Here is a 17458-nt window from a genome sequence, read left to right as displayed (position 1 = left end):
CATGTCCAGTCACCAAGGGAAAAGACGAATTTTCGACCGGCTTCGGCACACTTCTTAACACCAAAAACCGCAGACAGGGCCAATACACCTCATGGCGCCGTCATGCTCCAGACGAAAAAAAACCTGCCTAAGCAGGTTTTCTATTACTCGCTAATATCCGCATCACTGCTGTCCTGCCGCATAATTTCGCGCACCACGCTGGTGGCGAAACTGCCGGCCGGTAGCCAAAAACGCAGTTCAACGGTGGCATCATCCCACCAGTCCCACTGCATATTTTTTGGCTGTAACAACAGCGCACGGCGGGCCGGATCAACACGTTCACGCTTTAAAAGCGCCATCAGTTCCGGTTGCTCCAGCAAACACTGCTGTTCAAAATTTAACGCTTCACCGGCGGTGCCCGGCTCGCCGTCACCCGGCAAGGGGGCGGTAATCATCAGTTCGCCGGCATCCAGCCGCTGTTGCAGCGCTTCCAACTCTTCAGGCTGGGCAACAAACCAGCTGCCACGACCACTGAGCTGCAAGGCATCTCCTTCCAGCACGGTATGTTGCTGCTGATTGGCCAGACGTCGGCTGGCAATCAGATTAAACAGCGCACTGCGGCTGGCAGAAAGATAAAAACTGCGCTTGCTGCGTTCTTTAACCCGGATCTCATCATTTGCCCAGCGGCGCGCCATCACCAGGTTATTGCCGCCGCGACCAAAGCGCTGGCTGCCAAAATAGTTCGGTACACCGCCGGCGGCAATCGCCTGCAGACGCGGTTCGACATCCTGACGATCGGAGATATGACGCAGTACCAGCGTGAAGGCATTGCCTTTCAGCGTGCCAATACGCATTTTGCGCAAGTGGCGGGCGCTGGCCAGCACTTCGCAGCCCTCCAGTGAGAACTGAGTAAAATCGGGTGTTTCTTTACCCGGCAAATGCAGGCAGAACCACTGCTCGGTCACCGCATGACGATCTTTCAGACCGGCATAGCTGACAGAGCGGGCGTGAATACCGGCAAAGCGCGCCAGATAATCGGCGACAAACTGGGTGTTACAGCCATTTTTGCGGATGTTCACCAGCACATGTTCGCCTTCGCCGTCCGGCTCAAAACCCAGGTCTTCCACCACCACGAAATCTTCCGGGTTGGCTTTTAACACGCCGGTGCTCTGCGGCTGGCCATGCAGCCAGGTCAGGTTAGCCATATCCATGCACTTATTCCTTGATCAACAAGGCAACCGCTTCGCAGGCAATGCCTTCGCCGCGCCCGGTGAATCCGAGCTGTTCGGTGGTGGTAGCCTTAACGTTGACATCATCCATATGGCATTGCAGGTCTTCCGCCAGGAAAACGCGCATTTGCGGGATATGCGGCGCCATTTTAGGGGCCTGGGCAATAATGGTGATATCCAGATTCCCCAGACGATAGCCTTTGGCGCGGATACGCTTCCAGGCCTCACGCAGCAGCACGCGGCTGTCGGCGCCTTTGAAAGCGGGGTCTGTGTCCGGAAACAGCTTGCCAATATCCCCCAACGCCGCCGCACCCAGCAGGGCATCGGTCGCCGCGTGCAGCGCCACATCACCGTCGGAGTGGGCCAGCAAACCTTTTTCATAAGGGATACGAACACCACCGATCACCAGCGGCCCTTCGCCACCAAATTTATGTACGTCAAAACCGTGACCGATACGCATGATGCGCTCCTTAATTGTCCAACTGAGTTAAATAGAAGGCCGCCAGCGCCAAATCTTCCGGGCGCGTGACTTTAATATTGTCCGAGCGTCCACTGACCAGCAACGGATGATAGCCACAATGCTCCAGCGCAGAGGCCTCATCGGTGACCGTCGCGCCGTCGTCCAACGCGCGCTGCAGGCAAAGTTTAAGCAAGGCCAGCGGGAATAGCTGCGGCGTTAACGCATGCCACAGGTCCTGACGCTCAACGGTATGGGAGATTGCACTGTGACCCGGCTCGGCACGCTTCATGGTGTCACGTACCGGTGCGGCCAAAATCCCCCCCACCTCGCTGTGTTCGGTGATCGCCAACAGGCGTTCCAGATCGTCGGCATGCAGACAGGGCCGCGCAGCATCGTGTACCAGCACCCATTTTGCCTCACCGGCCAGTTGCAAGCCGGCCATTACCGAATCGGCGCGTTGCTGACCGCCGACGGTGACCCGCACGCGGGGATCCCTGGCAATAGGTAACTGGTGAAATTGCTGGTCATCGGGGCCGATCGCCACAATCACCTGCGGAATACGCGGATGGCGCAATAGCGCGTGGATCGCATGCTCAAGAATGGTTTGGTGGCCGATGGTTAAATACTGCTTCGGGCAATCCGCCTGCATACGGCTGCCGATACCGGCAGCGGGCAGGACGGCAATCACCGGTGGAACGGTTCCTGCGGAGTGATTCATGCGTTACTTTTGTAGGTTATTTTGCGAGGAGGACGCCGCGTTGCGTCTGGATTGATCAGGAACCAGACGATAGAAAGTTTCACCGGGCTTAATCATGCTCAGTTCATTGCGCGCACGCTCTTCGATCGCTTCCTGACCGCCGTTCAAATCGTCGATTTCGGCGAACAGCTGATCGTTACGCGCTTTCAATTTCGCATTGCTGCCCTGTTGGACTGCAACGTCATCATTGACCCGCACGTAATCGTGAACACCATTTTTGCCCAGCCACAGTGAATACTGTAACCAACCGAGCAATGCCAGCAATAACAGCGTAAGTTTTCCCATCTCCGCCCCCTGAAAAACCGCCTAATCATCCCACAACTTTTCGTTGGACTCCACACTGAGAACGGCATTTCACCGCCAAATTCAGAGTAGGATGAGAATTTCTTGAGTTTATAACCTAAATTCGCGCCGAAAGCGGCAAAAAAAACCACTTTCACCCGATAAGACACAGATCGACAGCACCGCCCTCCCTCAATCAGGGTTTTTCTCGGTTATGCAGCAAGAAAAACTGGCTGCCCCGTCGTTTTGCCAACGCTTCCGCCGACCACGAACGAAAAGTGCATATTTAACACCATTGAAAATTCCATCATCAGGTAAGAGTTGTGTTTTTATTCATTAAGGATTATTTTTATGCACTCATAGTGCATAAATAAATCCAATGGATAACTTTTAATTACCGGGGATAGTGATGTTAAAACGCTTAGTTCTGATTGGCGCCTGCCTGGCCGCCACCCTGTCGGCTTCTGCCCTGGCAGCCGAACCTACTTACGTCGTCGGCTCCGGCGGCACCTATCGTCCGTTCGAATTCGAAAACAGCAACAAACAGCTGGAAGGCTTTGATATTGATATCATCAAGGCCGTGGCCAAGGCCGAAGGCTTCCAGGTCAAACTGGTGAATACGCCGTGGGAAGGGATCTTCGCCACGCTGAATTCCGGCGATCGCGACATCATTATCTCCGGCATCACCATCACCGACAAACGCAAGCAAATGGTTGATTTCTCTGCGCCTTACTTCCCGGCGGAGCAGACTATCGTGGTGCCTAAAGACTCTAACGTGAACTCCATCGCCGCGTTGAAAGCGCTGAAGGTCGGTGTGGTGAACTCCAGCACCGGCGACATTGTGGTATCCGACGTGCTGGGCAAAAACAGCACCGCCATCAAACGCTTCGACAACACCCCGCTGCTGTTGCAGGAGCTGTACGAAGACGGCATCGGCGCCGCCGTGGGCGACGTTGGCGTGGCCAAGTTCTACATCAAAACTCACCCGGAAAAAGAGTTCAAACTGGTGTCCGACGCCAAATTCGAGCGTCAGTATTTCGGCATTGCCGTTGCCAAGGGCAACGAGGAACTGCGCGGCAAGATCAACGCCGGCCTGAAGAAAATCATCGCCGACGGCACCTACGCCAAAATTTACCAGACCTGGTTTGACAGCAACGTGCCGACGCTGCCTGCCGAATAACTCAACAGTTGCCTGCAACCGGAAAACACTCGCAGGCAGGCGTAGCGAGCTAAGTCATCTCGGGTGCGGGTAGCGCGCAGCCACCGGAATGGACACAACGTCCATGAGGATGGCGAGCACAGCCCAAGCTCGAGATGACGACGCGCAGTAGCCTAAACACTCTTAAAGAAGGATCCGACCTTGAATTTCCGTTGGGAGATTATCCAGGAGTACGCCCCGCTGTTTATGGAAGGCGCCTGGATGACCATCAAATGCACCATTATCTGCGTGATATTGGGCACCACCTGGGGGCTGCTCCTGGGGTTAGGCCGTCTGGCACAAGCACCGCACGGCATCTGGAAACCGATACTGCATTACGGCGTCCAATGGCCGGTGCGCATTTATATCAGTGCCTTCCGCGGCACACCGCTGTTTGTGCAGATCATGGTGGTGCACTTCGCCCTGGTACCGTTGTTTATCAACCCACGTGACGGCCTGCTGGTCACCAACGGCCTGATGAGCAGTGACTTCGCCCGTGCGCTGCGCTCCGACTACGGCGCGTTTCTCTCCTGCGTCGTGGCGATTACGCTCAACGCCGGTGCCTACGTCTCGGAAATTTTCCGTGCCGGCATTCAGTCAATCGATCGCGGCCAGATGGAGGCTTCACGCTCACTGGGCATGAGCTACGGCAAAACCATGCGCAAGGTGATCCTGCCACAGGCATTCCGTCGCATGCTGCCACCGCTGGGCAACAACGCCATTGCCATCGTCAAGGATTCCTCTTTGGCCTCCGCCATCGGTTTGGCCGATCTGGCCTATGCCGCCCGGACGGTTTCCGGCGCCTATGCCACCTATTGGGAGCCCTACCTGACCATTTCGCTGGTCTATTGGGTCCTCACCTTCCTGCTTTCGCTGATGGTGCAACACATGGAAAAGAGGTTCGGGAAAAGTGATTCGCGTACATAATCTGCAAAAACAATTCGGCGAAAGCCACGTACTGCGTGGCATCTCCTGCGAAATCGCGACCAACGAAGTGGTCTGCGTCATCGGCCCGTCCGGCTCCGGTAAAAGCACCTTCCTGCGTTGTATCAACGCGCTGGAAACGCTTTCTGGCGGCGAGGTCCTGGTTAACGGTTTTGCCATACACAGCCAGAAAACCGATCTCAATAAAATGCGTGAGAGCGTGGGGATGGTGTTCCAGCGCTTTAACCTGTTCCCGCATATGACGGTGCTGGAGAACATCATTATGGCGCCGATGGGGGTGAAAAAGCTGTCGCGCGCCGACGCCGTCCTGCGCGCAGAAGCGCTGTTACGTAAAGTGGGTCTGTTGGATAAGATTGACGCCTATCCCAGCAGCCTGTCCGGCGGCCAACAACAGCGGGTGGCTATTGCCCGGGCGCTGGCGATGGAGCCGAAAATCATGCTGTTCGACGAACCCACCTCAGCGCTTGATCCCGAGTTGGTCGGCGAAGTGCTGGCGGTCATGAAGTCGTTGGCGCACGAAGGAATGACCATGGTGGTGGTTACGCACGAGATGGGTTTTGCCCGCGAAGTGGCCGATCGGGTGTTGTTTATCGATCAAGGGATCATTCAGGAAGAAGGCACGCCGCAGCAGATTTTCAGCCAGCCTGCCAACCCGCGAACTCAGGCTTTTCTAAGCAAAGTTTTGTAACCTTCGGCACGGCTTTGCAATGCTTCGGGCGCAGACGACTGCGCCCGCTCTCTCACCAACCGGTCAGAAAACTGAATACCAGCCAGAACAGACACAGCACGATAGCGCCAGTCAGCAGCAACGTCAGGATCAGACGGCCACGCAGCAGCATGCTGAGCGTAATGCCAATCAGCACCGAAACCGGCATCAGGGCCAGGAAGAACGGCCAGGTGTAGAGCAGGAAGAAGAGGGTATTGGAGCCATAGACCACGAACGGCACCGCGAACGCCAGCCAGTAGAAAACAAAGCCACAGACGCCGCCCAGGAAAGAATAAGAGGGTTCCTCTTTCTCCTGGTTTGAGTCAATCAAGATAGGCGAGACATTTTGCATAGTGATCCCTGGTTATTCGGCACGCTCTTCGGCGGGCTTAGCGTAAAAAGCGTATGACGCAAAAACGCCACACGCTTTTCTGAATTCAGGGTTTGATAATAGCTCGACCACGCAGCACGTCTAACAATTGCGCAATCAAATTTGTTACCAATTGTTGGCCATCAAGGTGAATATCCGGCCGTTGCGGTGCCTCGTAAACCGAGTCGATTCCGGTGAAATTACGCAGTTCGCCGGCGCGGGCTTTTTTGTACAATCCCTTCGGATCGCGCGCCTCACAAATCGCCAGCGGCGTGTCGACAAACACCTCGATAAAGCGATCTTCATCAAGCAGTTGGCGCACCATCTGCCGTTCTGCGCGGTGCGGTGAAATAAACGCGGTCAGCACCACCAGTCCGGCGTCCACCATCAGTTTGGACACTTCACCCACGCGGCGAATGTTCTCGCGTCGATCGTCATCGGAAAAGCCCAGATCTCGGCACAGGCCATGGCGAACGTTATCGCCATCCAACAGATAGGTACTGACGCCAAGGGCGTGCAGCGCCTGCTCCAGTGCACCGGCGACGGTGGATTTACCCGAGCCGGACAGCCCGGTAAACCACAGCACCACGCCTTTATGGCCATTACGGGCTTCACGATCCGCACGCGCTACCGCATGCGGGTGCCAGACCACGTTATCGTCCTCCGGCCCGGTTGGCCGTTGCTCTGCATCGGCCACGTTATTTGCCCCCGATCAGGTCACGCGCGCCCCAATGCGGGAAGTGTTTGCGTACCAGAGCATTCAGTTCCAGCTCGAACGCACTGAACTCCCCTGCCGCTACCGGAGCGTCCTGCAAGGTTTCGCGGATCAATCCGGCGCCGACCGTGACGTTACTCAGGCGATCGATAAAAATCAGCCCACCGGTATCATGGTTACGCTGATAGCTGTCCAGCACCAGCGGCTCGTCGAAGGTCAGCTCCACCAGACCAATGCCGTTCAGCGGCAAGGTGTCGGCCTGATGTTGGGCCAGGGAGTTAATTTCTACCTGGTGACGAATACCTTCCACCCGTGCACGGGTCTTTTTACCGGCAACCTTGATGTCATAGCTCTGCCCTGGCAACAGCGGCTTCTCGGCCATCCACACCACGTCGACCAGTGCGCTTTGCGCCGCCTGTAAGGTTTCCCCGGCATCGACCAGCAAATCGCCACGGCTGATATCCACTTCATCCTTCAGCACCAGCGTGATCGCCTCACCCGGCACCGCTTCCTGCAAATCGCCATCAAAGGTAACAATGCGTGCAACGGTAGATTCCACACCGGAAGGCAGCACCTTCACGCGTTGGCCCACGCGCACCACACCGGCAGACAGGGTGCCGGCATAGCCACGAAAATCCAGGTTCGGACGGTTAACATATTGCACCGGGAAGCGCAGCGGCTGCGTTTCGCGCTCGCTGATCACATCCACACTTTCCAGCACCTGCAGCAGCGTTGGGCCGTTATACCAAGGCATCTGGGTGCTTTCGCTGGCCACATTATCGCCGTCCAGCGCCGATAGCGGGACAAACTTGATGTCCAGATCGTTCGGCAACTGCTGAGCGAAGGTCAGATAGTCCTGTTTGAACTGCTCGAATACTGACTCTTGATAATCCACCAGGTCCATTTTATTGACCGCGACCACCAGATGGCGGATCCCCAGCAACGTAGCGATAAAGCTGTGTCGGCGAGTTTGATCCAGCACCCCTTTGCGTGCGTCGATCAACAGGATCGCCAAATCGCAGGTAGAGGCACCGGTCGCCATATTACGGGTGTACTGCTCATGCCCCGGCGTATCGGCGATAATAAACTTGCGCTTTTCGGTCGAGAAATAACGATAGGCCACATCGATGGTAATGCCCTGTTCACGCTCGGCCTGCAGGCCGTCGACCAGCAATGCCAGATCGAGCTTTTCGCCCTGGGTGCCGATGCGCTTGCTGTCACTGTGCAACGTTGACAGCTGATCTTCGTAGATCTGGCGGGTATCGTGCAACAGGCGGCCGATCAGGGTACTTTTACCGTCGTCGACGCTGCCGCAGGTCAGGAACCGTAACAGACTTTTGTGTTGCTGTGCGTGCAGGTAAGACTCGACCCCGCCCTGTTCAGCGATTTGTTGTGCAATTGCGTTATTCATCCGGCGGCTCCTTAGAAATACCCTTGACGCTTTTTCAGCTCCATCGAGCCGGACTGATCGCGGTCGATCATCCGTCCCTGGCGCTCACTGGTGGTGGACACCAACATCTCTTCGATGATTTCCGGCAGCGTTTCGGCCTCGGACTCCACCGCACCGGTCAGCGGCCAGCAACCCAGCGTGCGGAAACGCACCATGCGCTGGCTGATCACTTCACCCGGCTGCAGATCAATACGATCGTCGTCCACCATCAGCAGCATGCCGTCGCGCTCTACCACCGGGCGGGGTTTCGCCAGGTACAACGGGATAATGTCGATCTTTTCCAGGAAGATGTATTGCCAGATATCCAGCTCGGTCCAGTTCGACAGCGGGAACACACGAATGCTCTCGCCCTTGTTAATCTGGCCGTTATAGTTGTGCCACAGCTCCGGACGCTGGTTCTTCGGATCCCAGCGGTGGAAACGGTCGCGGAAAGAATAGATACGCTCTTTGGCTCGTGACTTCTCTTCGTCACGGCGAGCACCGCCAAAGGCGGCATCAAAACCGTATTTGTTCAGCGCCTGCTTCAGGCCTTCGGTTTTCATGATATCGGTGTGCTTGGCACTGCCGTGAACGAACGGGTTGATGCCCATCGCCACGCCTTCCGGGTTTTTGTGGATCAACAGTTCAAAACCGTATTCCTTCGCGGTGCGATCACGGAATTGGTACATTTCGCTGAATTTCCAGCCGGTATCCACGTGCAGCAGAGGGAACGGCAGCGTGCCCGGGTAAAAGGCCTTACGCGCCAGGTGCAGCATCACGGAAGAGTCTTTACCGATGGAATAGAGCATCACCGGGTTGCCGAATTCAGCGGCGACTTCACGGATGATATGGATACTCTCCGCCTCCAATTGCCGCAAATGAGTGAGTCGTTTTTCGTCCATAACAGATCCTTAAGCCAAATTCACGACGGCTGGGCGTGATACCCCTTCCGTCTGCGGTTGATGCCCAAACCAGGCGATTTGGTGATGTAACTCCACCACTTCGCCGATCACCAGCAGCGCCGGTAACGGTGCCTGTTGAGCCAATTGTTCGAGTTGTTGCAGCGTACCGGTTTGCACCAGTTGGTCCGCACGCGTGCCGCGGCTGATGACCGCTACGGGCGTAGTGGCCGCGCGGCCGTGGGCTATCAGGCGCTGGCTGATATCCGCCGCCTTCATGGTGCCCATATAGATAGCCAGAGTCTGACGCGCACGCGCCAGGTCGGCCCAGTCCAGCCCATCACCGTCGGGACGACAGTGACCGGTAATAAAGGTGACACTTTGTGCGTGATCGCGGTGCGTCAGCGGGATACCTGCATAGGCGGTAGCCCCGGCGGCAGCGGTCACACCCGGCACCACCTGGAACGGAATGCCTGCCGCAGCAGCCACCTGCAATTCTTCGCCACCCCGGCCAAAGATAAAGGGATCGCCTCCCTTTAACCGCACCACGCGCTTGCCCTGTTGCGCCAGTTCCACCAGCAGACGGTTGGTTTCTTCCTGGATCACCAAATGCGCGCCAGCGCGTTTGCCCACACAGATACGTTCGGCATCGCGACGAACCAAATCAAGGATTTCATCGCTGACCAGATGGTCATACAGCACCACGTCGGCCTGCTGCATCACCTGCAACCCGCGCAGGGTCAGTAACCCCACGTCGCCCGGCCCGGCGCCCACCAGCGAGATTTCGCCCTGAGTGCCTTCACTGCCCTGGGCAAACTGCTGTAAGTCTTGCTCCAGTTGCCGTTCTGCCTCGGCAGTTTGGCCATTGGCCACCAGCGTTGCGAAACGGCCACCAAAGGTTTTTTCCCAAAAGCGCCGGCGTTCACCGATCGCATTCAGCCGTTGTTTCACCTGCCCGCGCCAGCGCCCGGCGACCTCGGCCATCTGCCCCAGGCTGGCGGGCAACAAGGCTTCGAGTTTTTCACGCAGCATGCGCGCCAACACCGGAGCCTGGCCGCTGGAAGAGACGGCCACCACCAGGGGTGAACGGTCGATTATCGACGGGAAGATGAACGAGCAGCGCGGCTGATCGTCCACCACATTGGCCAGCACCCGGCGTTTGTCCGCTTCGGCAAACACCTCGGCATTCAGCGCACTGTCATCAGTGGCGGCAATCACCAGGAAAACCTCATCCAGTTGCTGAGCGACAAAAGCTTTTCCCAGCCAGTGGACTTGCCCCTGCTGACGTAATTGTTCGAGTATCGGTGAGAGTGACTGCGCAACTATCCGTATTTCAGCCCCGGCGCGCAGGAGAAGATCAACTTTGCGCGCAGCCACTTCACCGCCGCCAACGACCAGCACCGGACGTTGTTTTAGGTCGGCAAATATAGGTAGATAGTCCACAACAGCCTTTTCATCTATGCAGGAAGATACTGTGACTATACGGGCTGAGATTTAGCCTCTGAAATGACGAAAAGGAATGACTAGTGCAATAATGGAATAAGGCACGCCGCGTCAGGGTTTGCGGCGGTTTCACGCCCGGTATGGCCACAGCGATGAACCAGCCCAGGCAGACGCCAGGGGACGGAAGTTAAAACCAAAACTTCGCGGCAGTCATGCACAGTCCGGCTACAACCAATATGGTGCTAACCATCCATTTGGTTTGATTAGCCATCTCTTTATGAACCAAACCGATCTCCCGGTGCAGCAATCCCACTTCCTTATGCAAATCGCCTTTGGTAACAAACTCTACGGAACGCATGGTCAGCGTCGCCAAATCGGTTTTAACCTGAGTGAGAGTATGTTCCACATACTCAGCTTTCTTCTCTATCAGGCCGAACCTGTTATCACAGTTGTCCAACATCAGGGTTTCTCCTTCGGCCCGTATGAACCTTATCGCTGAATAATAAACCACACACTGGACATGGTTAAATACCGATTCCCGTAATATGCCCAGCATTTCGCAAAATGTGTTGCACGAACCCGGGATCGATATCAATAGTTGCGCACAGCGCCGAAATTTTGCCTGCACAGCGTAAATTTCAGAGCGGAGGAAATTGTTTAATCTGCCGCCGAGTCTCATACTGAGAGCCGCAAAAAGAATCGGTATTACCGACATTAAAAAGAAGGATTTTTCGGTATGTTTTCCCGCGTTTACCTGAAGACCGGCCTGCTGGTGGCAGTGCTTGGCGGTATTTTCAGCGTTTCGGCTGCCGCCCAGCCCGCGAAAGAGGCCCCGATGGGCAAGTTCGCCGCCGATCAAATTCGTCATATTGCCACCTATTTCCCCGGCCGTATGGCAGGCAGCCCAGCCGAATTGCTCACCGCCGATTATCTGAACCAGCAGTTCAGCAAGATGGGGTATCAGAGCGATATCCGCAGTTTCAATACCCGGTATATCTACACCAGCAAAGACGGCAAGAAGAACTGGAATAACGTCACCGCCAGCTCGGTGATCGCCGCCAAAAATGGCAGTAATCCGCAGCAAATCCTGATCGTGGCGCATTTTGATACCTATACGCCGAAGAGCGATGCCGATCTGGACAACAATCTCGGCGGCTTGACACTACAGGGCGTCGATGACAATGCCTCTGGCGTTGGTGTGATGTTGGAGTTGGCGGAACGCTTGAAGAATATCCCCACGACTTACGGCCTGCGCTTTGTCGCCACCAGCGCCGAAGAGATCGGTTCGCTGGGTGCACAGAACTATTTGCAGCGCATGAGCCCGGAAGAGAAACGTAATACGCTGCTGGTGATTAACCTCGACAGCCTGATTACCGGCGATCGCCTGTACTTCAATTCCGGTCTCAACACGCCGCCGAAACTGGCGAAACAGAGCCGCGATCGCGCGCTGGATATTGCCCATCGCTACGGCATCGCCGCCGCCACTAACCCGGGCACTAAGGCGCACCCAAAAGGCACCGGCTGCTGCTCCGATCAGGAAGTGTTTGATAAAGCAGGTATCCCGGTACTGGCCGTCGAAGCCACCAATTGGTCACTGGGTGATAAAGACGGCTATCAACAACGCGCCGTCAGCCCGCATTTCCCGCAGGGCATCAGTTGGCATCGCCCGCAGTACGATAACCTGCAATACCTGGAGCGTAATCTGCCAGGGCGAATCGACAAGCGCAGCCGCGAGAGCGTGCAGATCCTGTTGCCGCTGCTCAAAGAGCTGGCACAGGCACACCCGGTAAAAACACCCAAGAAGAAGTAGTCGTATCGGGGGCAAAATTCAGTACAAATTTTGTACCCCAGTACTCGACTGAGTATACTGTTGCCAGGAATACGCAGCAGGAGCCCTACTGATGAGCACGCAAAAGACCCTGTCGCAGAAAGCGACGCGGGAAAGCCTCGGCTCTCCCGAAAATTTCGAGGGAGGTGTTTGGGTGACGAGAAATGGAACCGCTGAATTATTCGTTCAAACTGCAGCCGAGCGCCAGGAAGAGCTCGCCGCTTGGGAACGAGAACGGCAAACGCATGCGTTGCTGAAACTGACCTTGAAGGCAAAACAGGATGTCACCGAAGGCAGAACACTTTCTGCTGAAGAGGCATTACAAAGGTTACGCGCATCACGGGGGTAAGGATCACCACCATGTATGATGTTCACCTTACGAATACAGCATTGCAGTGCCTCAGCGATATTGAATCCTTTAAGGCCTCCACTCTTGGCCCACAAGGCTCAGCAAGATTCGTTGACTCACTGTTTGCCGATACTCTCCAACATTTACACCTTGATCCGCTACGCTGCCGGTATAACGTTCAGTTAGCTGAATTTGGGCTGGCGGTGCGTGAGCGACTGGATCGTCACGACTACCGAACGCTATATGAAGTGACAGAAAATCGCGTAGATATTCTACTTATTTTGCATACCCGCCAAGATATCGGTGCGGCACTCTGGCGGCATATGTTGCTGAATTAACAAGGGCCCAGCAAATGCTGAGCCCCTGGCCGGTTTAATAGGGTATTAGCCTTCGTGCAGGCCGCACTCGCGCTTCAGACCGAAGAAGCGGGTTTCTTCTTCGCTCATGCCCGGTTCCCATTTCTGCGTGGTATGGGTATCCCCTACCGACAGATAGCCTTGCTCCCACAGCGGGTGGTAACTCAGGCCGTGCTCGGTGAGGTATTGATAAATTTTGCGGTTGTCCCAGTCGATAATCGGCAGGATCTTGAACACCCCGCGTTGTACCGCCAACACTGGCAAATGAGCGCGACTGCCGGATTGCTCACGGCGCAGGCCGGCGAACCAGGTCTGTCCGCCCAGGGTTTCCAGCGCGCGGTTCATCGGTTCAACCTTGTTAAGCTGGTTGTACTTCTCTATGCCCTCAACGCCCTGCTCCCACAGTTTGCCATAGCGTGCCTCCTGCCAGGCAGGCGACTGCTCGGCGCGGAACACCTGCAGGTTCAGCTTCAGTTTGTCAGCCAACTGGTCGATAAACTGATAGGTTTCCGGGAACAGATAGCCGGTATCGGTGAGGATCACCGGGATATCCGGCTTGATCCTGGTGACCAAATGCAGGCACACCGCCGCCTGAATGCCAAAGCTTGAAGAGAGCACAAACTCGCCCGGCAGATGTTCCAGCGCCCATTCCACACGTTGCTCGGCAGAAAGTGTCTCCAACTGACCATTAACCACCGCCAGTGCCAACGCCTGCCCAGACTTGGGCAGCGCATTCAGCTCTGCCAGATTGAATTCAGCCATGTTGCCTGCCTCCTGATACTTGAATCATACCGCGCAGATCCAGCCCCCTGTAACAGCGGGGCCAAATGGCGTCAGTCCCAGAAATCCTGTGCCGGATCAACCACCGGCCGGACCACACCGGCGCGGATGGTGAAATCACCAAAGCCTTCGCCTGCCGTGCGCTCGGTGGCCCAACGGCCCACCAGTTGGTCAATCTCTCGCAGAATTTCTTCTTCGTTAATATTTTCTCGGTACATGCGCGGAATACGCGTGCCTTCCCGGTTACCGCCAAGATGCAGGTTATAGCGGCCAACCGCTTTACCTACCAGACCAATCTCCGCCAGCAGCGCACGACCACAGCCGTTCGGGCAACCGGTGATGCGCAGCACAATGTGCTCGTCACCTACCCCGTGCCGATGCAGGATCCCTTCCACCTTGGTGACAAACTCCGGCAGGAAACGCTCAGCCTCTGCCATTGCCAATGGGCAGGTTGGGAAAGATACGCAGGCCATCGAGTTTTGACGCTGTACGCTGATCCCGTCGTCGATCAGACCATGATCCCGTGCCAGAGCTTCGATCTTCGCCTTCTCGCTTTCAGGCACGCCGGCGACGATCAGGTTCTGGTTGGCGGTCAGACGGAAATCCCCTTTGTGGATCCGTGCTATCTCGGCAACGCCGGTTTTCAGCGGACGCCCTGGGTAATCCAACAATCGACCATTCTCGATAAACAGCGTCAGGTGCCATTGATCATCAATGCCTTTCACCCAACCGATGCGATCGCCACGACCGGTAAATTCGTATGGGCGGATTGGCTCGAAAGTGATGCCTGCCCGTTTTTCCACTTCAGCACGGAAGGTGTCGACCCCGACACGCTCCAGCGTATATTTGGTTTTGGCGTTCTTGCGATCGGTACGATTGCCCCAGTCGCGTTGAGTGGTCACTACCGCTTCCGCGACGGCCAGCGTGTGTTCCAGCGGGATATAGCCGAATTCACTGGCCTGGCGGGCATAAGTTTTCTTGTTGCCGTGTTCAATCGACAAACCACCGCCCACCAGCAGGTTGAAGCCCACCAGCTTGCCGTTTTTGGCGATCGCAACGAAGTTCATGTCGTTAGCGTGCAGATCAACGTCATTCTGCGGCGGGATCACCACCGTGGTTTTAAATTTGCGCGGCAGATAGGTAGCACCGAGGATTGGCTCTTCGTCGGTGGTCGCCACTTTTTCCTGATCCAGCCACACTTCTGCATAAGCGCGGGTACGCGGCAGCAGATGTTCAGAAATCTTCTTCGCCCACTCGTAGGCTTCCTGATGCAGCTCGGACTCTACCGGGTTGGAGGTACAAAGCACGTTGCGGTTGACGTCGTTGGCGGTAGCCAGCGCATCCAGGCCCAGTCGGCCCAGCAGTTGGTGAACCGGCTTCACGTTGCCCTTCAAAATGCCATGGAACTGGAAGGTCTGACGGTTGGTGATACGAATGCTGCCGTAAAGCGTGCTTTCCTGCGCAAACTTATCAATGCCCAGCCACTGCTGCGGGGAAATAATCCCCCCCGGCAGACGGCAACGCAGCATCATCGCGTGACGCGGCTCCAGCTTCTGCTCGGCGCGTTCGGCACGGATATCACGGTCGTCCTGCTGGTACATGCCGTGAAAACGGATCAGCAGGAAGTTGTCACCGGTAAAACCGCCGGTCAGGCCGTCCTTCAAATCTTCAGCAATGGTGCCGCGCAGGAAGTTACTTTCTTTCTTCAAACGCTCGGCATCGGCCAATTTGCCTTCAACCACCAGAGGCCCCGGGTGTTTATCACTCATCAGTAAACATCTCGCTGATAACGGCGCTCAAGGCGCAGCTCACTTAAAAATTCATCCGCCAGCTCGGCATCCATACCACCGTGCTCGGCCACCAGTTCCAGTAATGTATTTTCCACGTCCTTCGCCATGCGGTTTGCATCGCCGCAGACATAAATGTGTGCGCCTTCCTGGATCCAACGCCACACTTCAGCGCCCTGTTCGCGCAGTTTGTCTTGCACGTAGACTTTATGTTGCTGGTCGCGTGACCAGGCCAGATCGATGCGAGTCAGCAGGCCGTCCTTCACATAGCGCTGCCATTCGACCTGATACAGGAAATCTTCGGTAAAGTGCGGGTTGCCGAAGAACAGCCAGTTCTTGCCACCGGCACCGTCAGCATCACGCTGCTGCATAAAGGCACGGAACGGCGCAATGCCGGTACCCGGACCAATCATGATCACCGGTGTTTCCGGGTTGGCCGGCAAACGGAAGTTGTCGTTATGTTCGATGAAGACCCGCAGGTCGCCGTCCTCTTCCAGACGATCGGCCAGGAAACTGGAGGCGCCACCGGCACGTTCGCGGCCGTCGATGTCGTAGCGCACCACACCGACGGTAACGTGCACTTCGTTTTCGTTCTCAGCCTGCGAGGAAGCGATGGAATACAAACGCGGCGTCAGCGGACGTAGTAAAGCAATCAACTGTTCGGCGTTGAGATCGGCCGGGGCCTGACGCACCATGTCGACAATCGGCGTGTTGTGCGCGTAATGCTGCAGCGCCGCTTTATCCGCCAGCAGGCCGATCAACTTCTCATCACGCGACAGGGCCGCGTATTTGTCGACAATCAGCGTGGTGTTCTGCGTCAGCTCAAAATGGCTGCGCAACGCTTGCGCCAGCGGCAAGGTTTTACCTTCCACTTCCACCGACTCGTCGCCTTTCAGCCACAGCAGTTGCACCAGCTCATCCACCAGCGCAGGATCGTTATCGAACCATACACCCAGCGCGTCACCCGGTCGGTAACGCAGGCCAGAATCGCCCAGGTCGATCTCGATATGGCGCACGTCTTTGTCTGACGCACGGCCGGTAATTTTTTGCTTCACCGCCAGTTGCGCGGTCAGCGGCTGTTCTTTGCTGTATGGGCTGCTGTCGAGCAGATCAACCGCGCCGCTGGCAAGCTGGCCCGGTGCAGCGCTTTCAGCCGGGGCACGTGCTTTCAGCACTTCCACTACCTGTTTACGCCAGGCCGTGGCCAGTTCCTGATATTCCACGTCGGCGTCAACCCGCTCGACCAGGCGCTCGGCACCCAGTTCGGCCAGTTTGCCGTCGAAGTCTTTCCCCGACTGACAGAAGTTTTCGTAGGAAGTGTCCCCCAACCCGAATACCGCAAACGCGGTCTCATTGAGTTTGGGGGCTTTCTTCGAGAACAGGAATTTATGCAGCGCAACCGCCTCTTCCGCCGGATCACCTTCCCCCTGCGTGGAGGCGACGATCACCAGCAAACGTTCCTGGGCAATTTGCTTGAACTTGTAGTCACCGGCGTTCACCAGGGTGACGCTCAATTTGGCGGCCAACAGATCGTCACGCAGCTGTTCTGCCAGACGGCGTGCATTACCGGTTTGCGACGCGGAGATCAGCGTGATGCTGGCGGCAGCAGAGGCCACCGGCGCAATGGCTACGGCGCCAGGCTGTTGATTAACCATTCCCCAGAAATAACCTGACAGCCACGCCAGCTGCGTTGGTGAATATTCACCAATCGCCGCCTGCAGGCGTGCCAGCTGTTCGGGCGTCAGCGGGAGCAAAGATGTTGGAGGTGCCTGAGTCGTCATTGCAGTACTTATTTCCTATACTTGGCACCTATCCAGCCAGGTGCTCGCCAATGTCAGTCGCTGTCTTTTCGTTCAGTCCGTGGTGCTGAAAAGATCAGGATAGTTTGTAAGGTTACCGAGCAGATTAGCAACGATTAAATAAGGGATAGCCATAAATAATAACTA

At 56.2% G+C, this 17458-nt stretch carries 19 protein-coding genes; 6 read left to right on the top strand and 13 right to left on the bottom strand.

Going from position 1 to position 17458, the window contains the following annotated elements; genetic code table 11:
• Nucleotides 1-143: 143 nt before the first annotated feature.
• The 4 genes from truD to ftsB are packed head-to-tail and all read right to left on the bottom strand — an operon-like array spanning nt 144 to nt 2710.
• The gene (gene truD / locus QOT07_RS03805) at nt 144-1190 is read right to left on the bottom strand and encodes a tRNA pseudouridine(13) synthase TruD (RefSeq protein ID WP_283602585.1); all 1047 of its coding nucleotides are present in this window, start codon (nt 1188-1190) and stop codon (nt 144-146) included.
• Between the two features lie 4 nt (nt 1191-1194).
• The gene (gene ispF / locus QOT07_RS03800) at nt 1195-1668 is read right to left on the bottom strand and encodes a 2-C-methyl-D-erythritol 2,4-cyclodiphosphate synthase (protein WP_012005275.1); all 474 of its coding nucleotides are present in this window, start codon (nt 1666-1668) and stop codon (nt 1195-1197) included.
• Between the two features lie 10 nt (nt 1669-1678).
• Entirely contained in the window at nt 1679-2386 is a 708-nt protein-coding gene (ispD, locus tag QOT07_RS03795) for a 2-C-methyl-D-erythritol 4-phosphate cytidylyltransferase (protein WP_099062784.1), read from the bottom strand.
• 3 nt (nt 2387-2389) lie between these two features.
• Complete coding sequence (gene ftsB, locus QOT07_RS03790; protein ID WP_012005273.1) at nt 2390-2710, bottom strand: cell division protein FtsB; 321 nt, start codon at nt 2708-2710, stop codon at nt 2390-2392.
• Between the two features lie 406 nt (nt 2711-3116).
• Between ftsB and QOT07_RS03785 the strand changes: the two genes are divergently transcribed.
• The 3 genes from QOT07_RS03785 to QOT07_RS03775 all read left to right on the top strand — a co-directional run bounded on the left by QOT07_RS03785 (nt 3117) and on the right by QOT07_RS03775 (nt 5538).
• Nucleotides 3117-3887 (top strand): basic amino acid ABC transporter substrate-binding protein, encoded by a 771-nt coding sequence (locus QOT07_RS03785; RefSeq protein ID WP_099062783.1) that lies wholly within the window; start codon nt 3117-3119, stop codon nt 3885-3887.
• 225 nt (nt 3888-4112) lie between these two features.
• Nucleotides 4113-4832: an amino acid ABC transporter permease gene (locus QOT07_RS03780; RefSeq protein ID WP_051922616.1), complete on the top strand. Its 720-nt coding sequence runs from the start codon at nt 4113-4115 to the stop codon at nt 4830-4832.
• Nucleotides 4816-5538, top strand: a complete 723-nt coding sequence (locus QOT07_RS03775) for an amino acid ABC transporter ATP-binding protein (protein ID WP_099062782.1) — start codon at nt 4816-4818, stop codon at nt 5536-5538. Before QOT07_RS03780 ends, QOT07_RS03775 begins: the two co-directional genes overlap by 17 nt.
• A 52-nt stretch (nt 5539-5590) precedes the next feature.
• On the opposite strand, the gene QOT07_RS03770 is transcribed toward QOT07_RS03775, so the two are convergent.
• From QOT07_RS03770 to QOT07_RS03745, 6 genes are all read right to left on the bottom strand, one after another.
• Nucleotides 5591-5908: a DUF3561 family protein gene (locus tag QOT07_RS03770; RefSeq protein ID WP_012005269.1), complete on the bottom strand. Its 318-nt coding sequence runs from the start codon at nt 5906-5908 to the stop codon at nt 5591-5593.
• A gap of 85 nt (nt 5909-5993) precedes the next feature.
• The gene (cysC, locus tag QOT07_RS03765) at nt 5994-6623 is read right to left on the bottom strand and encodes an adenylyl-sulfate kinase (protein ID WP_283602584.1); all 630 of its coding nucleotides are present in this window, start codon (nt 6621-6623) and stop codon (nt 5994-5996) included.
• A 1-nt stretch (nt 6624) separates the two neighbouring features.
• Nucleotides 6625-8052 carry a sulfate adenylyltransferase subunit CysN gene (cysN, locus tag QOT07_RS03760; protein WP_099062780.1) on the bottom strand — a complete coding sequence of 476 codons (1428 nt, stop codon included), beginning with the start codon at nt 8050-8052 and terminating at the stop codon, nt 6625-6627.
• Between the two features lie 11 nt (nt 8053-8063).
• On the bottom strand, nt 8064-8972 hold the full coding sequence (gene cysD, locus QOT07_RS03755; RefSeq protein ID WP_037424720.1) for a sulfate adenylyltransferase subunit CysD: 909 nt from the start codon (nt 8970-8972) through the stop codon (nt 8064-8066).
• 9 nt (nt 8973-8981) lie between these two features.
• Nucleotides 8982-10412, bottom strand: a complete 1431-nt coding sequence (gene cysG, locus QOT07_RS03750) for a siroheme synthase CysG (protein WP_283602583.1) — start codon at nt 10410-10412, stop codon at nt 8982-8984.
• 187 nt (nt 10413-10599) lie between these two features.
• On the bottom strand, nt 10600-11280 hold the full coding sequence (locus QOT07_RS03745) for a hypothetical protein (protein ID WP_283604440.1): 681 nt from the start codon (nt 11278-11280) through the stop codon (nt 10600-10602).
• Here QOT07_RS03745 and QOT07_RS03740 point away from each other — a divergent pair.
• From QOT07_RS03740 to QOT07_RS03730, 3 genes are all read left to right on the top strand, one after another.
• Complete coding sequence (locus tag QOT07_RS03740) at nt 11185-12222, top strand: aminopeptidase (RefSeq protein WP_283604283.1); 1038 nt, start codon at nt 11185-11187, stop codon at nt 12220-12222. The genes QOT07_RS03745 and QOT07_RS03740 overlap by 96 nt on opposite strands.
• A 91-nt stretch (nt 12223-12313) precedes the next feature.
• Nucleotides 12314-12589 (top strand): hypothetical protein, encoded by a 276-nt coding sequence (locus tag QOT07_RS03735; protein ID WP_085120271.1) that lies wholly within the window; start codon nt 12314-12316, stop codon nt 12587-12589.
• Nucleotides 12590-12600: 11 nt separating this feature from the next.
• The gene (locus QOT07_RS03730; RefSeq protein WP_207979231.1) at nt 12601-12927 is read left to right on the top strand and encodes a type II toxin-antitoxin system RelE/ParE family toxin; all 327 of its coding nucleotides are present in this window, start codon (nt 12601-12603) and stop codon (nt 12925-12927) included.
• Between the two features lie 45 nt (nt 12928-12972).
• Here QOT07_RS03730 and QOT07_RS03725 read toward each other — a convergent pair whose 3' ends face one another.
• From QOT07_RS03725 to cysJ, 3 genes are all read right to left on the bottom strand, one after another.
• Nucleotides 12973-13707, bottom strand: coding sequence for a phosphoadenylyl-sulfate reductase (locus tag QOT07_RS03725; RefSeq protein WP_099062775.1), 735 nt, complete (start codon nt 13705-13707; stop codon nt 12973-12975).
• Nucleotides 13708-13778: 71 nt separating this feature from the next.
• Nucleotides 13779-15494 carry an assimilatory sulfite reductase (NADPH) hemoprotein subunit gene (cysI, locus tag QOT07_RS03720; RefSeq protein WP_207979233.1) on the bottom strand — a complete coding sequence of 572 codons (1716 nt, stop codon included), beginning with the start codon at nt 15492-15494 and terminating at the stop codon, nt 13779-13781.
• On the bottom strand, nt 15494-17293 hold the full coding sequence (gene cysJ / locus QOT07_RS03715; protein WP_261427601.1) for an NADPH-dependent assimilatory sulfite reductase flavoprotein subunit: 1800 nt from the start codon (nt 17291-17293) through the stop codon (nt 15494-15496). The genes cysI and cysJ overlap by 1 nt, the downstream gene beginning before the upstream one ends.
• Nucleotides 17294-17458: the final 165 nt, after the last annotated feature.

This window comes from Serratia proteamaculans, assembly GCF_949794035.1.
Taxonomy (GTDB): domain Bacteria; phylum Pseudomonadota; class Gammaproteobacteria; order Enterobacterales; family Enterobacteriaceae; genus Serratia; species Serratia proteamaculans.
This window is presented reverse-complemented; position numbering and strand designations above follow the sequence as displayed.